The 18398-nt window shown below is 58.1% G+C and carries 9 protein-coding genes; 4 read left to right on the top strand and 5 right to left on the bottom strand.

Annotated features, from left to right (window positions below; all coding sequences use genetic code 11):
- The first annotated feature begins 128 nt into the window (after nucleotides 1-128).
- Complete coding sequence (locus OHL21_RS16775) at nucleotides 129-3299, top strand: protein kinase domain-containing protein (protein ID WP_263418440.1); 3171 nt, start codon at nucleotides 129-131, stop codon at nucleotides 3297-3299.
- A gap of 38 nt (nucleotides 3300-3337) precedes the next feature.
- On the opposite strand, the gene OHL21_RS16770 is transcribed toward OHL21_RS16775, so the two are convergent.
- From OHL21_RS16770 to OHL21_RS16760, 3 genes are all read right to left on the bottom strand, one after another.
- A complete protein-coding gene (locus OHL21_RS16770; protein WP_263418439.1) occupies nucleotides 3338-5011 on the bottom strand; it encodes a SpoIIE family protein phosphatase in 1674 nt (557 codons plus the stop codon).
- 28 nt (nucleotides 5012-5039) lie between these two features.
- Nucleotides 5040-6335: a glycoside hydrolase family 18 protein gene (locus tag OHL21_RS16765; RefSeq protein WP_263418438.1), complete on the bottom strand. Its 1296-nt coding sequence runs from the start codon at nucleotides 6333-6335 to the stop codon at nucleotides 5040-5042.
- Nucleotides 6336-6437: 102 nt separating this feature from the next.
- Complete coding sequence (locus tag OHL21_RS16760) at nucleotides 6438-9785, bottom strand: TonB-dependent receptor (RefSeq protein ID WP_263418437.1); 3348 nt, start codon at nucleotides 9783-9785, stop codon at nucleotides 6438-6440.
- Nucleotides 9786-10163: 378 nt separating this feature from the next.
- Here OHL21_RS16760 and OHL21_RS16755 point away from each other — a divergent pair, with 378 nt between their 5' ends.
- The 3 genes from OHL21_RS16755 to OHL21_RS16745 are packed head-to-tail and all read left to right on the top strand — an operon-like array spanning nucleotide 10164 to nucleotide 13548.
- On the top strand, nucleotides 10164-11357 hold the full coding sequence (locus tag OHL21_RS16755; RefSeq protein ID WP_263418436.1) for a Gfo/Idh/MocA family protein: 1194 nt from the start codon (nucleotides 10164-10166) through the stop codon (nucleotides 11355-11357).
- A 16-nt stretch (nucleotides 11358-11373) separates the two neighbouring features.
- Complete coding sequence (locus OHL21_RS16750; protein ID WP_263418435.1) at nucleotides 11374-12207, top strand: sugar phosphate isomerase/epimerase family protein; 834 nt, start codon at nucleotides 11374-11376, stop codon at nucleotides 12205-12207.
- A gap of 15 nt (nucleotides 12208-12222) precedes the next feature.
- The gene (locus tag OHL21_RS16745) at nucleotides 12223-13548 is read left to right on the top strand and encodes a Gfo/Idh/MocA family protein (protein ID WP_263418434.1); all 1326 of its coding nucleotides are present in this window, start codon (nucleotides 12223-12225) and stop codon (nucleotides 13546-13548) included.
- An 82-nt stretch (nucleotides 13549-13630) separates the two neighbouring features.
- Here the strand turns inward: OHL21_RS16745 and OHL21_RS16740 are convergent, their stop codons facing one another.
- Together OHL21_RS16740 and OHL21_RS16735 are read right to left on the bottom strand one after the other, a co-directional pair.
- Nucleotides 13631-15931 carry a glycoside hydrolase family 88 protein gene (locus tag OHL21_RS16740; RefSeq protein ID WP_263418433.1) on the bottom strand — a complete coding sequence of 767 codons (2301 nt, stop codon included), beginning with the start codon at nucleotides 15929-15931 and terminating at the stop codon, nucleotides 13631-13633.
- The gene (locus OHL21_RS16735) at nucleotides 15931-18345 is read right to left on the bottom strand and encodes a glycoside hydrolase family 2 TIM barrel-domain containing protein (protein ID WP_263418432.1); all 2415 of its coding nucleotides are present in this window, start codon (nucleotides 18343-18345) and stop codon (nucleotides 15931-15933) included. The genes OHL21_RS16740 and OHL21_RS16735 overlap by 1 nt, the downstream gene beginning before the upstream one ends.
- Nucleotides 18346-18398: the final 53 nt, after the last annotated feature.

Here is an 18398-nt window from a genome sequence, read left to right as displayed (position 1 = left end):
CATTGTATCGACGGGAGGTGGCAGGAAAAGCTATTCGCAGCCCGGCAAGGACGGGGTATGATGGACGCACTTTCACAAGTTAGTTTGGTGGTTTCTGCCGAAGTGCCGCGGATTGCGATGTTCTGGATATGAGTTTTGAAATTGGAAGTTTTATAGGCCCGTACCAGATACTCGGGTCTCTTGGACGCGGCGGTATGGGGTCGGTATTCCGTGCTCTGGATACCCGTCTTCACCGCGAGGTCGCCTTGAAGGTGTTGCATGAAGACCTCTCCATGCCAGGGATGCATGAACGTTTTCTCCGTGAGGCGCGTGCCGCCTCGGCGTTGAACCATCCGAATATCCGCACGATCTTCGACATCGGCGACCATGACGGCGATCCCTACATGGTGATGGAGCTGCTCGATGGCGAGACACTACGCGACGCCATCGACCGTGGCCCCATGCCTGTGGCAGAGGTGCTGGCCTACGGCATTGAGGTCGCCGAGGCGCTGGCCGCGGCGCACGCGAAGAATATCGTCCACCGCGACATCAAGCCCGCAAATGTTTTCCTCGTCCCGCGTCCCAGCGGTGCCTGGCAGGCAAAGGTTCTGGATTTTGGTCTGGCGAAGATCGAGCGTCTGACAGGGCATTCTCAACACACGCAGGATCTGACGGTCACAGGATCAACGGTTGGCACCGTTGCGTATATGTCGCCTGAGCAGGCGCGTGGGGAACAGCTCGATGCGCGGTCCGATCTCTTTTCGCTGGGTGTGGTCCTGTTCGAGATGGCGACCGGGTGTGTGCCATTTGATGGAGCAACCAGTGCCGTGATCTTCGTCAACATCCTGAGCCATGATCCGCCGACGATGAAGAGTTTCGGTGCAAATGTCCCGAAGGATCTGGAGAAGGTCATCCTTAAGCTGCTGGCGAAAGATCGCAAGAATCGGTACCAGAGTGCCGGGGAAGTTGCCGCAGCGTTGGCAGAGGTTCGTGACGGAGGCAAGAAGGCTCCGTGGATGCAGCGGTCCAAGCCGCCGGTGAATGATCCTGGCGATCCGCGGTCCGTCGATCGGCGGATTCGCCGCATATCGAGCCCACCGGTACCTGGCGGCCGCCGTGAGAACGATTTGCCGGAACGCGCCTCCCAGCCGTTCATCCCTCCTTCCAGGATGGGTGTCGCGGCCGCGCAGCCGGAGCCGGCTCGAGCCTCTGGTCCAGCGGACCCTACGGAGGTCAATATCCCGGCGGCAGGCTGGCGTCCTCCAGCTCCCCATTCGTCGCAAGCCGCTGCCCATCATTCGGAAGACAGGACCGCCGCTGTCGCTGTGGCGTCAGGGCAAAGATCAGCACAGCGGATGGCCGCCTCCGGCTCGGGTATTGTGGCCGCACGGCCGCATGTTGCGTACGAGAGCGATGCCGAGGCTGCGCCGGAGCAAAAGAGCAGTAAGACGCTGCTGTTCGTGGCTGTCGCGGTTCTGGTGATTGCTGCCGGGACATTTGCGTTCTTCAGGTTCCGCAACAAGAGCGTGGTCTCCGATGTTATGGCGCCGGGACAGGCCGTGATGGTGACCTCGATTCAAAACGACACCGGTGACAGCACGCTCGATGACTGGGTTGCCACGGCTGTGGCTATGGAGTTGTCGCAGTCGCCGGCGATCGCCTACCGCGGCCCTGAATCCTTCCACGCTCAGCTCTCGGGAGACGGCGCTGCAGACCAGCCTGTGGATGAGGCAAAAGCGCGACAGATTGCAACCGACTCCGGTGTGCCTGTTTTCCTTTTCGGCAAGATCTCAAGCAGCGGAGCCGGCTATGACATTGAGCTGACGCTGCACGAAACGACTTCCAATCGTACTCTGGCAACGTTTACCGACAGGGCTGCCAGCAAGGAGCAGATTGGCGTCACCCTGGATCGCCTGGCTCAGCCGCTGCGCGCTGCTCTGGGAGAGTCGAACGCCGACATCCAGAAGACAAGTGTCTCCTTCAACAGCCTGGCCAGCTCATCGCAGGAAGCCTTGCGGGAATATGCTCGCGGCGAGATGGCACTCAGCTTGTGGCAGCCGGCACTGGCTATACATGCCTATGAGAGTGCTGTTGCTGCCGATCCGGCATTTGTGCAGCCGGCGTTGAAACTGGCTCTGTTGTATGACGCTGTCGGCGCATATGACGCAGCCGCTTCGGCGGCGCGGTCTGCCGGTGCTAACGCCGCCAAGAGCGGACAGCGGTTGGCCTCTCTGTCGGCGCTGACTCAGGAGCTCTTCGCTTCCGGCAACCTTCCGAAGGCATCCGAGCTGGCAAAAGCGTATCTCACGGCCTTTACCAGCGACCTCGATGGGTTCCGCCTGCAGGCGGTATTGGATCGAAAGATGGGACGCTGGGCAGAAGCCGGTCAGGCGGCCCAACAGGGCCTGAAACTGAATCCAGGCGACGGCAGCCTGTATCGCGAAGCTGAAGTCGCGATGACGGCGCAGAACCGCTATGAGGCGGCCCTGGAACTAGAACGCCAGGCAGTAAAAGTGGGCTCGAAGCACAGCGATCAGGAATTACTGGCAGCCTATCTTCAAGGGAAGGATGACCTTCTCGCTGCACAGATTGAACTGGCCCGGCAGCAGCCCGACGCGTTGACGGTGGCTCCAGCATATGCAACTTATCTCGATAACACCGGAAGATTGCAGGCCGGAGCAGCCGTATGGCGCCAGGCAATTACATCGGTATCCCAGAATCCAAAACTGGCAGCCGTAGCTGCGACCTTTGCCGGACAGGCAGCGCTGGATCGAGCTCTGCTCTCAGATTGCGCCGGTGCGAAGAGCTTTCTTCCTTCCGCAACATCGACCTCTCCCAGAGCGGCCTACTATGCGGGTCTTGCAGCCGCGATGTGTGGCGATGAGGCAGCAGCGCAACAACATCTCAGCGTATTGAACAGCCAGCAGGGGACGGTGGCGAAGGAATATTTCGCGCCAGTAGTCACCGCGGCGATTCAGTTGAAGACGGGCCAGCCCACAGCAGCGCTCGATCTATTATCGAGGGCTAAGGCCTATGACACGATAACCATCGGAGCCTACCTGCGCGGCCTGGCACAGGTTGCGACCGGTAAGCCTCAGGTCGCACTGATCGATCATCAGATTCAGTTGCAACATCGTGGCCAGTCACTGCTCACGGGCGGTACTGTCTATCCGGCGGCGCAGATCGGCCTGGCCCATGCATACGATGCCATGGGAGATCACAACAACGCCGCGCCAGCCTATAAAGCGTTTGCGACGCTCTGGAAGGACGCAGATGCAGGTTCACCGCTGCTGACGGAAGCGAAGGCTAAGGGACGATAGAGCAACAGGGAAAATGCTCTAGAGGCTGCAGCAATCACTTAGGAGCGAGTTTCTCCACGGCGATCGTGGTACCGCAGCTCGATCATCGTGCAGTCGTCCGTCGGAGGTGCTCCGTTCATGAAACGTTGCACGGAGTCAAACATCTCGGTCATCGACTCAAACTGAGATGCGGCGCCCTCAAGCCGGTCATCGCCAAAGAACTCACCTTCGGGATTTTCGGCTTCGGTGACTCCATCCGTCACCAGGATCAGGCGGCTGTTCTGCGGCATCTTCAGATACGCGGTCTCGTACTCGGCATCGGGAAGCAGGCCGACGGGAAGATTGGTTGCGGTAAGTTTCTCAACCGCTCCATCTCCTACCAGGAGGGGCATGACGTGACCACAGTTGATGTACTGCAGGTTGCCGCTCTTGGTGAGCTTCAGCACGATCATGGTGGCGTACTTGCCGATGTCCTTCGCGCAGATGAAGCGGTTGCACATGCGTGCCACCTGCTCCAGCGGCTGCCGGGCAGCTAACTGGGAGTACACCAGTCCCTGAAGGGTAGAGGCTAGAAGTGCCGCGGAGACGCCTTTGCCGGAGACATCCGTGATGACGAGCGATACGCCGTCTTCATCGACCACGACATCGAAGAAATCACCTCCGACATCTTTACAGGGAACGTTGCGGGCGTTGATGCGGGCATACGGGATGTCCGGAATCTGCACGGTCATCAGGCCCTGTTGAATCTGTGCCGCGATGTTCAGTTCTTCGCGATAGCGGCGGGCCGCCTCTTCCGCGCGGGCAAGCGATGCATTTTCAATCAGGGAGGCTGCTTCGCCGGCGATCGTCTCCAGCAGGCCGCTATCGACCTCGTTGAGAGTGCCTGCCTTCAGACGGCTATCGAGATAGAGGACGCCGAGGATCTCTCCACCGAACTCGGGCTTACTGTCTTCGTCACTGCCAAAGTCTCCGTGACGGCTGCGCAGCGGAATGCAAATCACCGTGCGGATGCTGCCGGCAACCATGGAGTCAGAGAGGCCGCCATCGAGTGAGAGCGTATCAGTGACGATGTATTCGGCGGCAGTGCGAGTCGCCTGCTGGATAGCAGACTGGGCCACCCCACGGTCATCGGCTAGTTTCTCCCCGGCAAGCGTGAGTCCCACAGCCATGGACATCTCGCCAGTCGCCGTATCACGCAGGTAGACATACCCGCGTTCCATCTGCGTCAAATCGAGCGTAATCTCGACGAGCGACTGCAGCACCTCTTGTACAGCGCCGACGGCGTTCAGCTTCCGCGCAGCTTCCAGAAACCAGCGCAGCTTCTCCAGGTCCGAGCCCTCGCTCGGCATCGCGATCGACTGCATCTGGCCCATCAGATCTTTCAGGCTGGCTATGTCGCGGTTCGGTTTGCCGAAGCGGAGCAGCGGACCGTCGGAGGAGCCGAAGCGAAGCTTGTCTCCCGCGTTGAGTGCCTGTGGGCCGGCCATCGGGTCCAGACGGCGGCCGTTCAGATAGGTGCCGTGGGTACTCCGGAGGTCCTCGAGGAAGTATTGTCCGTCAATAAAGTTGATCTGTGCGTGCGAGCGCGAGATGAACGGGTGGTCCAGCACAAGCGAGCGGTCCGTGAGACGCCCGATGGTGAAGGGCACGTGGTCCAATGTGCGGGGAACGCGGTTACCGCGATCTTCCAGCAGCATCTTCATGGGAACAAAGGTGCTCTCAGCGATGGTCATTGTGCTTGAGCCGCCAGTGTAGCAAAGCTTAGGGCGCTTCGGTTGATCGAGTTCGTACCGCCTGCTGTGGAGCGCTTGCCGGCGAGGCCTCCGGCGGAAAGGTGTACCAGGCCGGGGGACGGTTCAGGGAGCGATGGACGGTGTGCAGCAGCTCGGCATCTGAGGTGTCTCCACTCAGCTCCCAGATCATCACTCCGCCAAGGCCATGTTTCGCGGCGTACGCCGCCTTGTAACTGAGCGAGGCGGTGTCTTCGAAGGTAAAGAACGTATCACCGTCATACAGCCAGGGAGCGTGCGAGACGCGATCACGGTAGAGAATGTATTTGCCCTTCATGTTCCGGATCCGGTGATAGGGGTAGTCTTCGCCGCGGATGCCTGGTCCTGCCTGAAAGAGACCGTGATTGTCGCCGTCCGGGACCTTCCAGCCATATCCATAGAAGGGCATACCCATCAGCAACATGTGTGCCGGAACACCGGCGGCGATGTAGTCATTCATGCCGCGGTCGATACTTCCGCCGGGATGTGCCGGATCGCGGAAGAGTGGTGCGATGAAACCGGAACGCTGCATCCAGGGACCGACATAGTCATAATTCATGACGCCTACCTGGTCGAGGTAGGGGATGATGGATCGAAAATCGACTCCGCCGAGCATGCGGGGCGACGGACCTACTGCGATGGAAAGCCGGAGCCCTGGCCGCACAGCATTCATCTGCTCCCGGAACTCGCGTAGCAGTTCGCGGAAGTTTTCCGCGTCTTCCTGGTGAGGCGACTCCCAGTCGATGTCGAAGCCATCGAAGAGACCCGGCACATCGATGCCATCCGCGAAATGGCCGTGGAGGAATGTATCGATACAGGAGCGGACAAATTGTTTGCGGACAGCGGGTTGAGCATCCGCAGCGAAGTCAGCAGCTCGGCCTTCCAGGGAGATGAGCAGCCTCAGGCGTGGATACTTTCGTTTCAACTCTTGTATCTGGTGAAAGTAGCCATGGAAATGCGATGAGGGGTCGTCAGCGATGCCATTGACACTATTTTCAGCGCTGTAGATAGTCTTCAGATCAGCATTGGGATCGGCGACCGAGCAGTGACCGTCTTTGACGAAGCCCTGTGCGTAATTGATCTGGTCCAGCAGCCTGGCGCCGCCGCTCTGATCAAGGGCTTTTACGGAATAGGGTGTATCGGCATAAAGCTGCCACTGCGGAAAGTAGCCAACGACGATGGGCCTGTGCGGTGTGACCTTGTGCCGGTGTGCGGACGCGGCATGAGCGAACGGCAGCAACGCCCCGACAAACAGGATGACCGCGACAAATGGACCCGGAGTACGCACTCTTCCATCAGACGCGCCGTGGCGGATTTCGGCAACATCGCGATGTTAAAAAGAACGGCCTGCGTGGATGAGACGCAGGCCCCCATGGTGAGGCGTTTGTGGTTAGAACTCGTACTTGACCGCGAACTGAATCAGACGCGGCTGGTACGACGGAAGTGTTGAAGTAAGGGCTCCCAGGGTGGTTGTGGAGCCGAGTCCGGTAACAGGGTTGCTGAAGTTGGCTTGGTTGGCGATGTTGAATGCTTCCGCGCGGAACTGCAGATGCGTTTCACGGTAGACCGTGAACTCTTTGAACAGCGACATATCCCAGTGCCGGAAGTGCGGACCGTGATATGGGTTACGGCGTTCATTGCCAAGATCACCGGCATTCTGGGCAACGAAAGCAGATGCCCGGAAGAACTGCATCGCTCCCGAAAAGATTGGGGTGATGTTCTGGAAGGGGTCTCCACTGACATTCGGGCGGTCTGCCGAACCGCCGGGGCTGGTGCCGCTGACATTGGTGGAATTAAGAACGGTGAACGTCATGCCGGTTGACCAGAGATAAAGAACGTTCGTGCGCCATCCCCCGAGAAGCGCACCACGAAGCCCATGCGCTCCTTTGCCGAAGGGAAGAGCATAGTTGCCGGTAACGACAATACGGTTCCGCACATCGAGGTCGCCATTGCCGTAATCATCGAACTTCTGCGTTGCCAATACCTGGCCTACGCCGTTTCCGCTTTGGCCGTTGATATTTGGAGCATTATCGAGCAGATGGGCCCATGTCGTATTGACGTTGAATCCCAGACCGTTGTGGAAGCGGCGTTCGAAGACAGCCTGCAGCGAGTGGTACGACGAAGCACCAGTGGCGTAGGTTCTGGTGATTGTCGTAACTCCCGGCAATACCGAGTAATAACGGCGCAGCGTTTGTGAGCCGCTCTTATTTCCTAACGGCGCACGATTGATGTCGAATCCAGTGGAAAGATGGCGGCCCAACTGTCCGACATAGGAGACAGTCAGAGTGTTGCCTTTGAAGTCTTTCTGCGCGGTGAGGTTGAACTGTTCCAGATAGCCGGAGCGGAAGTTGTAATCGACGGTTGCAGGAATGGAACCGACGAGCGCCGATTGAGCCGTGCTCGGGTTCTGGTTCGGCGACGGCATGCCTTGATTGAACCGGGTAAAGGCTGTATTGCAACCGCTGGTTCCGTTCGCGGCCTGAACTGACGAGCAGTTGCCGTAGATCGCGATGTTTGGCGGGTTCTTCAGGTTTACCGGAGACATGTAGTTGCTGGGGAAGAACGCGAGGCCAAAGCCGCCGCGGATGACCAGGCTTGGAGAAGCCGTCAACGCAAAGCCCACGCGAGGTGCAAAGTTGGAATAGTCAGTTTTGACGTTCGCCGTGTTGCTCACGCCATTGACGCCGGCCTGCACGATGGTCGCGGTCGCCTCATCAAAGTTGGAGATGTGATTTTTCTTCTCGGTGAAAGGTGTGTAGATGTCGTAACGAACGCCGAGGTTGAGGGTAAGGTTCTGACGTACGTGCCAGTCATCCTGGACATAGACGCTCGGCTCCCACGTCAGGTACGTAGGCGGATACAGGTTGTTGTTGCGGGTAGCCGCTGAGAAGATGCCCATCAGCAGGCCTGGAGCCCCCATGCGGAAGGTCCAACTGCCTTCACCCTGATTGTCCTGCAGGTTCAGCGCGATACGGCGAATGCCTGCCGCACCAATGCGGAAGCTGTGGTTGCCGCGGTTATAGAAGATATTTCCATTGAGCTGATAGCTGTTGTCCTTGTTCTGTAGTGGCACGAAGTTGCTGCCACCGCCGAGGCCTGTTAAACCAGTAGGCAACGCAACCGCGAGGCCTGAGGTAAGTTGGCTGATATTGACGTTCGGTTGGCCGAGTTTAGTGTTCGGGTTTACCCCATAGTTCAGCGGATACGATGCGTTGTTGATATGTGTCCACGCTGCACCAATATTCATCAGCATGTTTGAAGTGAAGGTATGCGTGTAGATCACTGCGGTGTTGCGTGCGATCTGTGGAGCAGACCCGAATCCATTGCCAGTTTGTGGATCGATGGCGAATCCGTTTGCACTGGAGATCGGCAGAGCTCCAGGAGAGAACGTGAAGATATCGTTGACAATGTACTTGGCAAAGATCTGGTTGTTGGTGTCGAAGTGATAGTCGACACGAACGTCGTACACCGTGGAGTACTGCTGCTGGTTTCGCGTTCCGACGTATCCGTTTTTACCCGTGTTCGGGGCGGGATAAAGCTTGAAATAAGCGAGTCCAACCGGGTCGATATAGCTGCTCGGAACGATATTGCCGGCGACAGGACTACGAAGATAACCAGGTGACGCCGGGTTTGGATCATAGACGCATCCGGTGGTGTGCGACTGCGTTGGATCGACAACCGAGGCCGCAATGGTGGCGCATCCGGACGCCGGAATGGCGTCGGAGAAATCTCCAGGGTGCGCGAGTTCATATGCGGTAGGAACCGTCAGGTTGCTTGGCAGGCCACCCTTGATCAGACGGAAGAACTCCGCATCGCCGTGGAAGAAGGCTTTGTCTTTGAAGATCGGTCCACCAAGGCTGCCGCCGAATTGATTCTGCCGCAAACGTGGCTTTGCAGCATGAGCGCCGAACTGGTAGGCGTACGCGTTCAACTTGTCATTGCGGAAGAATTCATACAAAGAGCCATGAAAGTTATTGGTGCCGCTCTTGGTGATGACGTTGATCAGACCGCCACCCGCGCGGCCTCCGTCAGACGAGAAGCTGTTGGTCAGAATGCGTACTTCCTGGATGGAATCGATCGACGGGCGCACGCCGATGGTGCCGATGACACGTTCGTTGTTGTCGAGACCGTCAACGAGCTGGTCGTTCAGAACTTCAGATTGGCCATTGATGGAAATAGAGGAGGAGGGGCGGCGGTCATCCGGACGATTGCCGCTGTTGATGCTATTCGGTGCGCCCTCGGTCGCTCCTGGCATGACTTGCACCAGGTTGATGAAGTTACGGCCGTTCAGAGGTAGATCCTGTACAGCGCGTTCCGTTACGTTGCCTCCAACCGAGGACGCGTCCGTCTGCAGGATCGGCGCGGCCGTAGTGATCTCCACTGTTTCATTGACGGCGCCGACCACCAGCGCCGCGTCGGCGCGCCGGCGATCACCCGCTGCGACGGTGATGTTCGGAATGCTGACGGTTTGAAAGCCTTGCACCTTGATCGTGATGCTGTAGGTGCCGGGGATGAGGTTGGGAACGGTGTAAGCCCCGGATTCCGTTGTTTTGGTATCAACGGCGATGTTCGTCTGCGTGTTAGTTACGGTGACGTCTGCATTTCCGACTGCGGCTCCGGATGGGTCAGATACGGAACCCAGGATGGTGGCCGTTGTGTCCTGCGCGGTCACCTGCGTCCCGCCGAAGACCACCATCACTGCCAAAAGCAGGGTGATCCATACAGCGTTCGTTTTCATGCGGATAGGAAGAGATCTCCTTGATATATCAACTGGCCGAAAGAGGTACAGGTTCATCTTCAGGTGCCCCCGAATGGGTTGGTTTTTTTTGCGGGGAGAATAGAAACATCTATGGAAGACACTTTGCAAGAATATTTTTCATTGAAATTGTTTTGATGGGTTTAAACGAAGGTATTTCTTGTGAATTGATTTATATAAAAATCAATTCAACCGGAATACACTTTCGCGCGTCTTCTCCTGTAAGGGGGAGTTGGCCTGCGGCCATTTTCTGCGGGCCAGAGATTGTTGCGACTTGCTACAATTCCGCCGACCCGATTTCTTCTTCCAGAGACCAATCAAGATCAATACTGAAACGCCATAAATGGAGATGTTTTTCCGATGAACGGATTCAATCGCAGGGATTTCTTTCGCACCGCGGGCGCCATGGGTATGATGGGCGGCTTCGCGGAGATGGGACTGGCACAGCCCGTCGGAGCCGGGCCGGTACTGCACGAGGTGGCCGCTCCGGCTGCCTGGGAAAACGAGGCTCCGAAGCACTCGATCAACTTTGCTGTATGCGGTATGAGCCACGACCACATCTATGGCATGACGAACGCCATCATCCGCGGCGGAGGCAAGCTCGTAGCGTTTTATGGAGCGGAGCCCAATAAAGTTGCGCGCTTCAAGAAGCAGTATCCGGATGCGAAGCAGGTGGAGTCGGAAGATGCGATCCTGCACGATCCCTCCATCCAACTGGTGCTGAGCTCCGCCATTGCGAGCGAGCGTGCTCCGCTGGGTGTCCGTGCGATGAAGGCCGGCAAGGACTTCCTCTCCGATAAGCCCGGCATTACGACGCTGGAGCAGCTTGCGGCCGTCCGTCAGACGGTCAAGGAAACCAAGCGGATCTACGCCATCATGTACAGCGAGCTGCTGGAGGTGAAGGCGGCAATCAAAGCTGGAGAATTGGTACGGCAGGGAGCCATCGGCCAGGTGATTCAGACGATCAATATCGCTCCCCATCAGATCGTGCAGGGCGGTGGCGGCGCCAATGGTGGTGCCGATCCGCGTCCTGACTGGTTCTGGGTTCCGGAGCAGTACGGCGGCATTCTGTGCGATATTGGCTCGCACCAGGTTGACCAGTTCCTGTACTACACCGGCAGCACCAGCGCGGAGATTGTGGAGTCGCAGATTGCCAACATCGCGCATCCGGAGCACCCGAAATTCCAGGACTTCGGCGACATGGTGCTTCGCGGCAACAAGGGCTTGGGCTACGTGCGTCTCGATTGGTTTACGCCGGACGGCCTTGGCACCTGGGGCGATGGCCGCTTGTTCCTTCTGGGAACCAAGGGCTACATTGAGGTGCGTAAGTACACCAACGTCGGCGTTAATAAGACCGGCAATAACCTGTTTCTGGTGGATGGACAACAGCAGCGCTATATCGATTGCAATCAGGTATCGCTGCCGTTTGGTCCCCAGTTTGTGGAAGACATCATCAATCGTACGCATATCGCGCAAGACCAGGAACAGGCGCTGCTGGCGGCTGAACTCGTGATCAAGGCGCAGATGCAGGCCAAATGGGTCAAGCTGACCTAAGGAGATAAGGACAAGAATGAAGTCGACACGTCGCGATGTTTTGAAGATGGGCAGTTTGGCCGCCGCGGGTTTGATGGCTCCGCGGATGGCGATGGCAAAGGGCCCCGCCCCTCTGAAGCTGGGAATTGCAAGCTATACCTTCCGCAAGTTCAAGCCGGAAGAGTTGATCGGCTTCATGAAGCAGATCAAGACGCCGTATCTGAACCTGAAGGACGTTCACCTTCCCATGACGCCGGAAGGCGCCGCTGCCAAACAGGCGGAGGCATATCGTGCGGCAGGCCTCAAGCTTACGGGTGCCGGCACGATCTACTTCCCAAAGGATGAAGACGAAGATATCCGGCAGAAGTTTGAGTATGTAAAGTCCGCCGGCATCAAGCTCATTATCGGTTCGCCGTCGCATGCTGCTCTGGAGCGCGTCGAGAGCTTTGTAAAGAAGTACGACATCAGCCTCGCCATTCACAATCATGGCCCTGAGGATAAGGAGTGGCCGTCGCCGCACGACATCCTGAAGCTGATCGGAAAGATGGACAAGCGTGTCGGCTGCTGTGTCGACGTCGGTCACGCTATGCGCGCCGGTGACGATATTCCTGCGACCCTGCGCGAGGTCGGTCCGAGACTCCTCGACATTCATATGAAGGATCTGGCCGATGGCAAGAAGAAGGAGAGCCAGTGTGATGTAGGCGATGGCGTGATGCCCGTGCGTAAGATCTTCGAGACCCTGATTGCGATGAAGTACCAAGGCGATGTGGATCTGGAGTATGAGATCAACGGCGACAATCCGCTTCCGGGTGTACTGAAGAGCTTTGCGTTTATGCGTAAGACGCTGGGCGAGATGGGATACAGCGCTTAGCGCGAGGGAAAAGAGATGCTGACACGTCGTGAATTTTCGAAGTTAGTTACTACAGCCGCCGCAGGTGTTGCGGTGAGCTCAACAGCAAAAAGCTATGCTCGCGTAATCGGCGCGAACGAACGGGTGAACTTTGGTGTGATCGGTCTGAACAGCCGTGCCTATGCCCACTTGTCGGCGCTGACCACCAACAAAGCAAACGCGGCCATTACTCACGTGGCCGATGTGGACTCGGTGATTCTGCAGAAATTCGCCGGAGAGACCGAGAAGTCGATGGGAACGGCTCCTAAGGCAGATAAGGACTTCCGCAAACTGCTGGAATCGAAAGATGTCGATGCGATCACCATCGCAACTCCAGACCACTGGCACACACCGATTGCCATCCTGGGCATGCAGGCCGACAAGCACGTCTACGTCGAAAAACCCTGTAGCCACAATCCGCACGAGGTCGAACTCCTGGTTGCCGCCCAGAAAAAGATGGGCAAGCAGGTGCAGATGGGCAATCAGCAGCGTTCCTCGCCGCACTCGATCGAGATCATCGACAAGATTCACAATGGCCTGATTGGACGCGCGTATTACGCTAAGGCCTGGTACTGCAATACACGTAAGTCGATGGGAACAGGCAAGGTAGTTCCGGTACCGGCGACCCTGGATTGGGATCTGTGGCAGGGACCGGCTCCGCGCCAGCAGTATAAGGACAACGTTCACCCTTACAACTGGCACTGGCTGCGTATCTATGGCACCGGCGAAACCCTGAATAACGGTACGCACGAAGTGGATGTCTGCCGCTGGGCGCTGCAGACCGTCTGGCCGGAGCGCATCACTGCATCCGGTGGACGCTATCACTTCAAGGACGACTGGCAGTTCTACGACACCCTGGTGACCAGCTTCGAGTACGACGACAAGATGATCTCCTGGGAGAACATGAGTACGAACGGCATGCCTCTCTATAATCGCGACCGTGGCTCCGCCATCCACGGGACGGAAGGGACGGTTATCCTGGACCGCGATGGTTATGAGGTGCATGATCTGAAGGGCAAGCTTGTGAATGAGTACAAGATCCCCAAGGACAAGAAGACGTCGAGTGCCGACCTGGTCGGGCGCGACTCAATGACGGACCTGCACTTTGCCAACCTCATCGACGGTATCCGTACCGGAGCCAAGCTGAATTCGCCGATCTGGGATGCCAGCACCTCGGTCGCGATTCTGCTGATGTCGAACATCGCGTGGGAGCTCAACCGTGAGCTGAAGCTCGATACGAAGACGGGCGCGTTCGTCGGTGATGCTGAAGCGACGAAGATGCGGAAACGCGAGTACGAGAAGGGATGGGAGCCGCACATCTAAGCAGTGTGTGGCTTCTTCGAACAGCGTAAATAGAAACGGCCCGCGACTATCTCGCGGGCCGTTTTCTTATTGCTTGCGGAGCTTAGCGCGCCAGCCAGCTTACCTTTACAGGAGCGTGCAGCCGCTTGGATTGGCTTGCGAGATAGCTGTTCCAGGTCGCGAAGTCAGGCATGTCATCCTGTGACCAGCCGGAGCCCGCGTAGTAGTCGATCGCAACGCCGGAACGCGCGGTAAAGAGCAAAAGCGCATCACCGGGTGTTTTGCCCTGCATAGGCACATTCTCGTAGCGATAGGGCTGCTTGCCCGAGAGAACAATGCCGGTAGCAAAGCGCCCAGCTGATGCGGTCTGTGGCGTGTCCCATGCAGAGAGTGCCGAGATTTCAGGAAGCTGTTTGATCTCGGTATCTTTGTGCGTGCCCAGACCTGCGGCAGCAGTAATGGTTCCACCGCCGTCGAAGGTGAAGGTCGACCGCATATGGTTCAGGCGCGTGCCGGCGTCGAGCGTAACCCGCTTGCTCTCGCTTACGGTCTTAGTACCTGCCTGCCACGGAGCGTATTCAAGAATGAAGTCGACACGAATGGGGCCCGTGGCCAGGATCTTCGAATGAGTAAAGTTCTTCGAGTTTGCCAGCTTGCCATCAACCCAGATACCAGTCCCACCGCAACCGCGTGAGGGGCCAACTTCATAGGAGTCGAGACCATCGCCGTTGTCATGGTGATAGGACAGGGCAGAGTTGTGCGTGCGCTGGGCTTCCTTATCGCGGGCATACCATGCGGTGCTGACGAAGTTCGGTACACGCTTGGACCAGACATCGATGCCTGACGTGATCTCTCCCGTCGCCTGCAGAGCAGGGCCGTAGACGCGATGAGCAACCAGGTTGTTCTCCCATACGAAGTCATCCATACGCTCGGGAACGTCGCGAGCCGTCACCCTGGAGGCCATTGCAGGGGCATCTTCTTCTGTGGCGAGATCGATGCTGGTGGCGGCTCCGGGAACGACGTCGTCGAGGATCAGAAAGCGATCGGGTGTGCCACCAGGCAGGGAGGCATAAATCTGAGTGAGAAGGCGCTTGCCGGTGAGACGGTCACGCGCGACGAGCTTCGCCGGATCGATCGCGATATGGCGCTTGACCTCCGTAAGCGGAAGGTCAAGCACTTCATCCCGACGAGAGTCGCTGGTCGGGTTATTGATCTGGAGCGTAGCGTGGGTCTTGGCTGCCGGTGCATACCGCACCAGCTCCGAGCCGGCGAGGAGGAAGGCGCCCACACCGTACACATAGCTGGAGGTGGCGGTGAACTGTCCGGGAGCCGCACCGATGGGCTGAATGGCGCCCAGCCGGCCGCTCTCAAAGATGTGCTTCACCATCGCGGCCCATGCGCGCTCGACCACAGGACCATATTTGGCGCGAGGCAGCAGACCTTCGTTGATGCCCCAGGTCATGGCGTAGGTGAAGAAGCCGGAGCCTGAGATCTCGTCCTGCTCATACGCGGTTTGGTCCAGCAGACCCGTACGCCACAAGCCACTGGGCTGCTGCAGGCCGGCAATTCGTTCCGACATCTCCTGGAAGAGCTTCACGTACTGCGCGCGGGAAGGATCATTCTTCGGTAGCGCCTTCAGGACATTGGCGGTACCTGCGAGTACCCATCCATTCCCGCGGCTCCAGAAGAGCTTCTTGCCGTTCGCTTCCTTCTTGTTCAGGAAGGTGCCGTCGCGGAAGAAGAGACGTTCCTCGCGATCGTAGAGGTGCTCTTCGGTGAGCTTCCACTCCTGGTTCATCTTATCGATGTAGCGATGGTCTCCGGTGATGGCAGACATGCGGGCCAGTGCAGGAGGCGCCATGAAGAGAGCGTCACACCACCACCAGAGGTCCTTTGCCGGATCGGCCGGACGCTGCAGCAGGCGATCGAAGGTGGCGCGTGCATCGGCAATACGCTTCGGGTCGGCGTGCTCCTGATAGAGCAGCTCGTAGGATTGCGCGATCACTTCATCGTCAGCATGGAACTGGCGATTGGCCCAGAGCTTCCACTGAAACTGATTGAAGAGCGTTACCAGGCGGTCGTGATATTTGGCATCACCGGTGATGTCGGTGGTCGCAAGCAGACCAAGATAGAGCGGGCCATAGGTCCAGTCCTGGTTGTACTTGTTCTCGGAGTATGAGAGCTGCCAGTCAGCAACCTTGCGCATCGCCTTCTGAATCGCAGGCCGCGTCACGGCGCCGGAAAGATCCGTTGCCAGAGGCCCGGCATCGGGAATCGTATCGCCTGCAGCGGCGGAGATCGCAGGGCCGGTCATGGGCTTCTCCTGCGCCGCCACCGAAGTGCACAACGTCGCTGCAAGCATTGGGGCTGCGAGCAGTGCCGCAGCGGTTTTATTGAGATGCATCAATGTGTGTTCTCCAGTGTGAGGAATGCGGATTCAATACCTTCGGCATGAACTGAGGCGACGACCGGACCGGTACGCCGCAGACTGATCTCTGCGCGGCCGTTATAAAGCTGCACGACACGCGATCCATTGGGCGTTCCAAGGTTATCAATCAGAGCACCATTCCCGGCAAGCGAAAAACGAACAACGGCACGAGAGTCAAGGCAGGGAACCCCGGTTGTGTCCAGCATGCGGGCCTCGACGGTCGCGCGGTCGGGTGTGCTTTGTACGATTCGCAGCGCCAGCTTTGCTGGCTTTGACCATGCCACTGTTTGATACTGGAAGCGGATGGCATCGCTCACCGTTGAGGAGCCGCTCTTCGCAACGGCACGAAGCTCATTCTCTCCCTCCCGGAAGGCGAGATCCCAGCGAAGACCGCTGCAGGGAAAATCTCCCGCGGTCCGTTTCTTCACACCGACGGACTTGCCGTTAAGCCAAAGCTCAACCTCGGCACAGTTGGAGTAGATCCGGACCATGCGTTGTTGTCCAACTTTGCCCCAGCGAATCGGCCAGTTGTGTCCGTAGATGCGGACCATCGGCTCTTTGGTCCAGTAGGACTGGAAGACGTAATAGCCTTCCTTGGGTGTGAGGTCGCGTGTAGTGACGCCCTTCTGATTGACACGAGGAACTGGGTTATCGACACGCAGGGGCGTGGTGAAGTCCTTGAAGACCCACTGCGCAGTGCCGGTAAGCCAGGGTAGCGACTCCTGCGTCTGCAAGTACCAGTCGAAGAGATCGCAGGCGTAGGTCTCACTCCACTCGCCATCGCGTGACATGCGTGGCGCGCCTCCGGTGAGCTTGTAATCGAAGCCCTTCTCAGCGGTGCCGCGGCCGGTAAGGATGTGCGCCAGCATGGGATCGGGATCTTCCGCATGACGGCCTGCATGGCTGTCCGCTCCCCACTCGGCGTGGAAAAAGAAGGGGGTCGCTGTCCGCGCCTTTTCCAGCGCATCGCGATACTCGACATAGCTGCCGCTGTACCATCCGGCCCAGATCGAGGGCGAGTAGACATCGGGAATGTCCTTTGCGAAATCACAGCGCCGGAAGGACGTAAGACGTGAGGGATCCTGTTTGTGCGCGAGGTCACGAAGCTCGGTCATATACGCGCGTATCTGGGTGTGGTCTTCTCCTCCCGGCTCACTCGGCCAGTCATCTTCATTGCCTAATCCCCACAGCAAGACAGAGGGATGGTTGCGATGTTGATCGATCATGATCCGCATCAGGTCGAGGCCGCGCTGACGGAATAGAGGACTGGTGATGCCGCTGCGGCACCATGGAACCTCTTCCCACACCAGGATGCCGAGCTCGTCGCAGAGATCGAGAACAAGCCGCGACTGCTGGTAATGCGCCAGCCGGATGAAGTTTGCGCCCATTCCTTTGATCAGCTCGAACTCTTTACTTAGGACGGACTCCGGGGTTGCCGCAGCATAGCCGGCGTGGTCTTCGTGTCGCTGCGTTCCACGCAACAGCAGACGTTCGCCGTTGAGATAGAAGGGACCGTGTTCCTCGAAGCGAGTATGACGGACGCCAAAGCGATGCGAAGCGGATGCCGTTCCAGAAGGAGACTGCAGCGTAATGTCACAACGGTAGAGGCGAGGTGTGATCGGTGCCCAGGTTTGTGGGGACGACAGATCGAAAGAAGCCAGCTCAGTCTCGCCGGCCCAGACAGCGCGTTGCAGAGATTGCCGATGCACGGTCTTACCGGCAGGATCGACGACGGCGAGACTGATATCAAACGGACCGGAGATCGGCTGCGGTGCATACAAGCGGGCCGTAACCGAGACATGCGCTGCTTTGCCAGGCTCGAATGCAACGGCGGTATGGACAGCTTCCAATGAGACTGCCGGCACGTAGACGAGTGAGATATCGCGATAGAGACCGCCATAGAGTGTGAAATCGCTCAGGTCAGACGGCATCCGGTCGAGATCGCGTCCGTTATCGCAAAGGATTGCGAGCTGAACCGCATTCCTGTCTTTCTGGCGGGAACATGCGTCCGTGATATCGACCATGAACTCGTCATAGCCACCGACGTGTTCGCCGACACGCTCCGTACCGATGTAGATCGCGGAGCTTTGACCGGCGCCTTCAATATGCAGAAGCGTTCGCCCTTGGGGATAAGGGTTATCTACGGCGAGCTTTCTGCGATACCAGCCCTGTCCGCGATAAGCGGGCGTATCCGGGTCGCAGCCGTCATAGGCATTGAAGCAATGGGGAAGCACAACCTTCTGCCAGCTAACCAGCTCCTCGCTGTGCCACACCTGAAACTTCGGATCGAGCGGACCGCGATAGAACTCCCAGCCGTCGGTTAAACGCTGGGCAGTTGTTTGTTGTGTATGGGGGGCCTGCAAAGCAGAGGCCAGCAGAGGAGTCTTCATGACTCCGAGGCAGGCAGCGCCTGTGAGAAAGGAGCGTCGCGTAATTGTCATTC

The sequence above is a fragment of the Terriglobus albidus genome (assembly GCF_025685425.1).
Lineage (GTDB): Bacteria > Acidobacteriota > Terriglobia > Terriglobales > Acidobacteriaceae > Terriglobus > Terriglobus albidus.
The sequence above is the reverse complement of the archived record's forward strand: the minus strand, read 5'-3'. Positions and strand labels throughout refer to the sequence as shown.

Bases quoted from the DNA above. Each gene is read 5' to 3' on its own strand.
- OHL21_RS16745 (WP_263418434.1), top strand. From the start codon at position 12,223: ATGCTGACACGTCGTGAATTTTCGAAGTTAGTTACTACAGCCGCCGCA.
- OHL21_RS16760 (WP_263418437.1), bottom strand. From the start codon at position 9,785: ATGAAAACGAACGCTGTATGGATCACCCTGCTTTTGGCAGTGATGGTG.
- OHL21_RS16755 (WP_263418436.1), top strand. From the start codon at position 10,164: ATGAACGGATTCAATCGCAGGGATTTCTTTCGCACCGCGGGCGCCATG.
- OHL21_RS16770 (WP_263418439.1), bottom strand. From the start codon at position 5,011: ATGACCATCGCTGAGAGCACCTTTGTTCCCATGAAGATGCTGCTGGAA.
- OHL21_RS16775 (WP_263418440.1), top strand. From the start codon at position 129: ATGAGTTTTGAAATTGGAAGTTTTATAGGCCCGTACCAGATACTCGGG.
- OHL21_RS16735 (WP_263418432.1), bottom strand. From the start codon at position 18,345: ATGAAGACTCCTCTGCTGGCCTCTGCTTTGCAGGCCCCCCATACACAA.
- OHL21_RS16750 (WP_263418435.1), top strand. From the start codon at position 11,374: ATGAAGTCGACACGTCGCGATGTTTTGAAGATGGGCAGTTTGGCCGCC.
- OHL21_RS16740 (WP_263418433.1), bottom strand. From the start codon at position 15,931: ATGCATCTCAATAAAACCGCTGCGGCACTGCTCGCAGCCCCAATGCTT.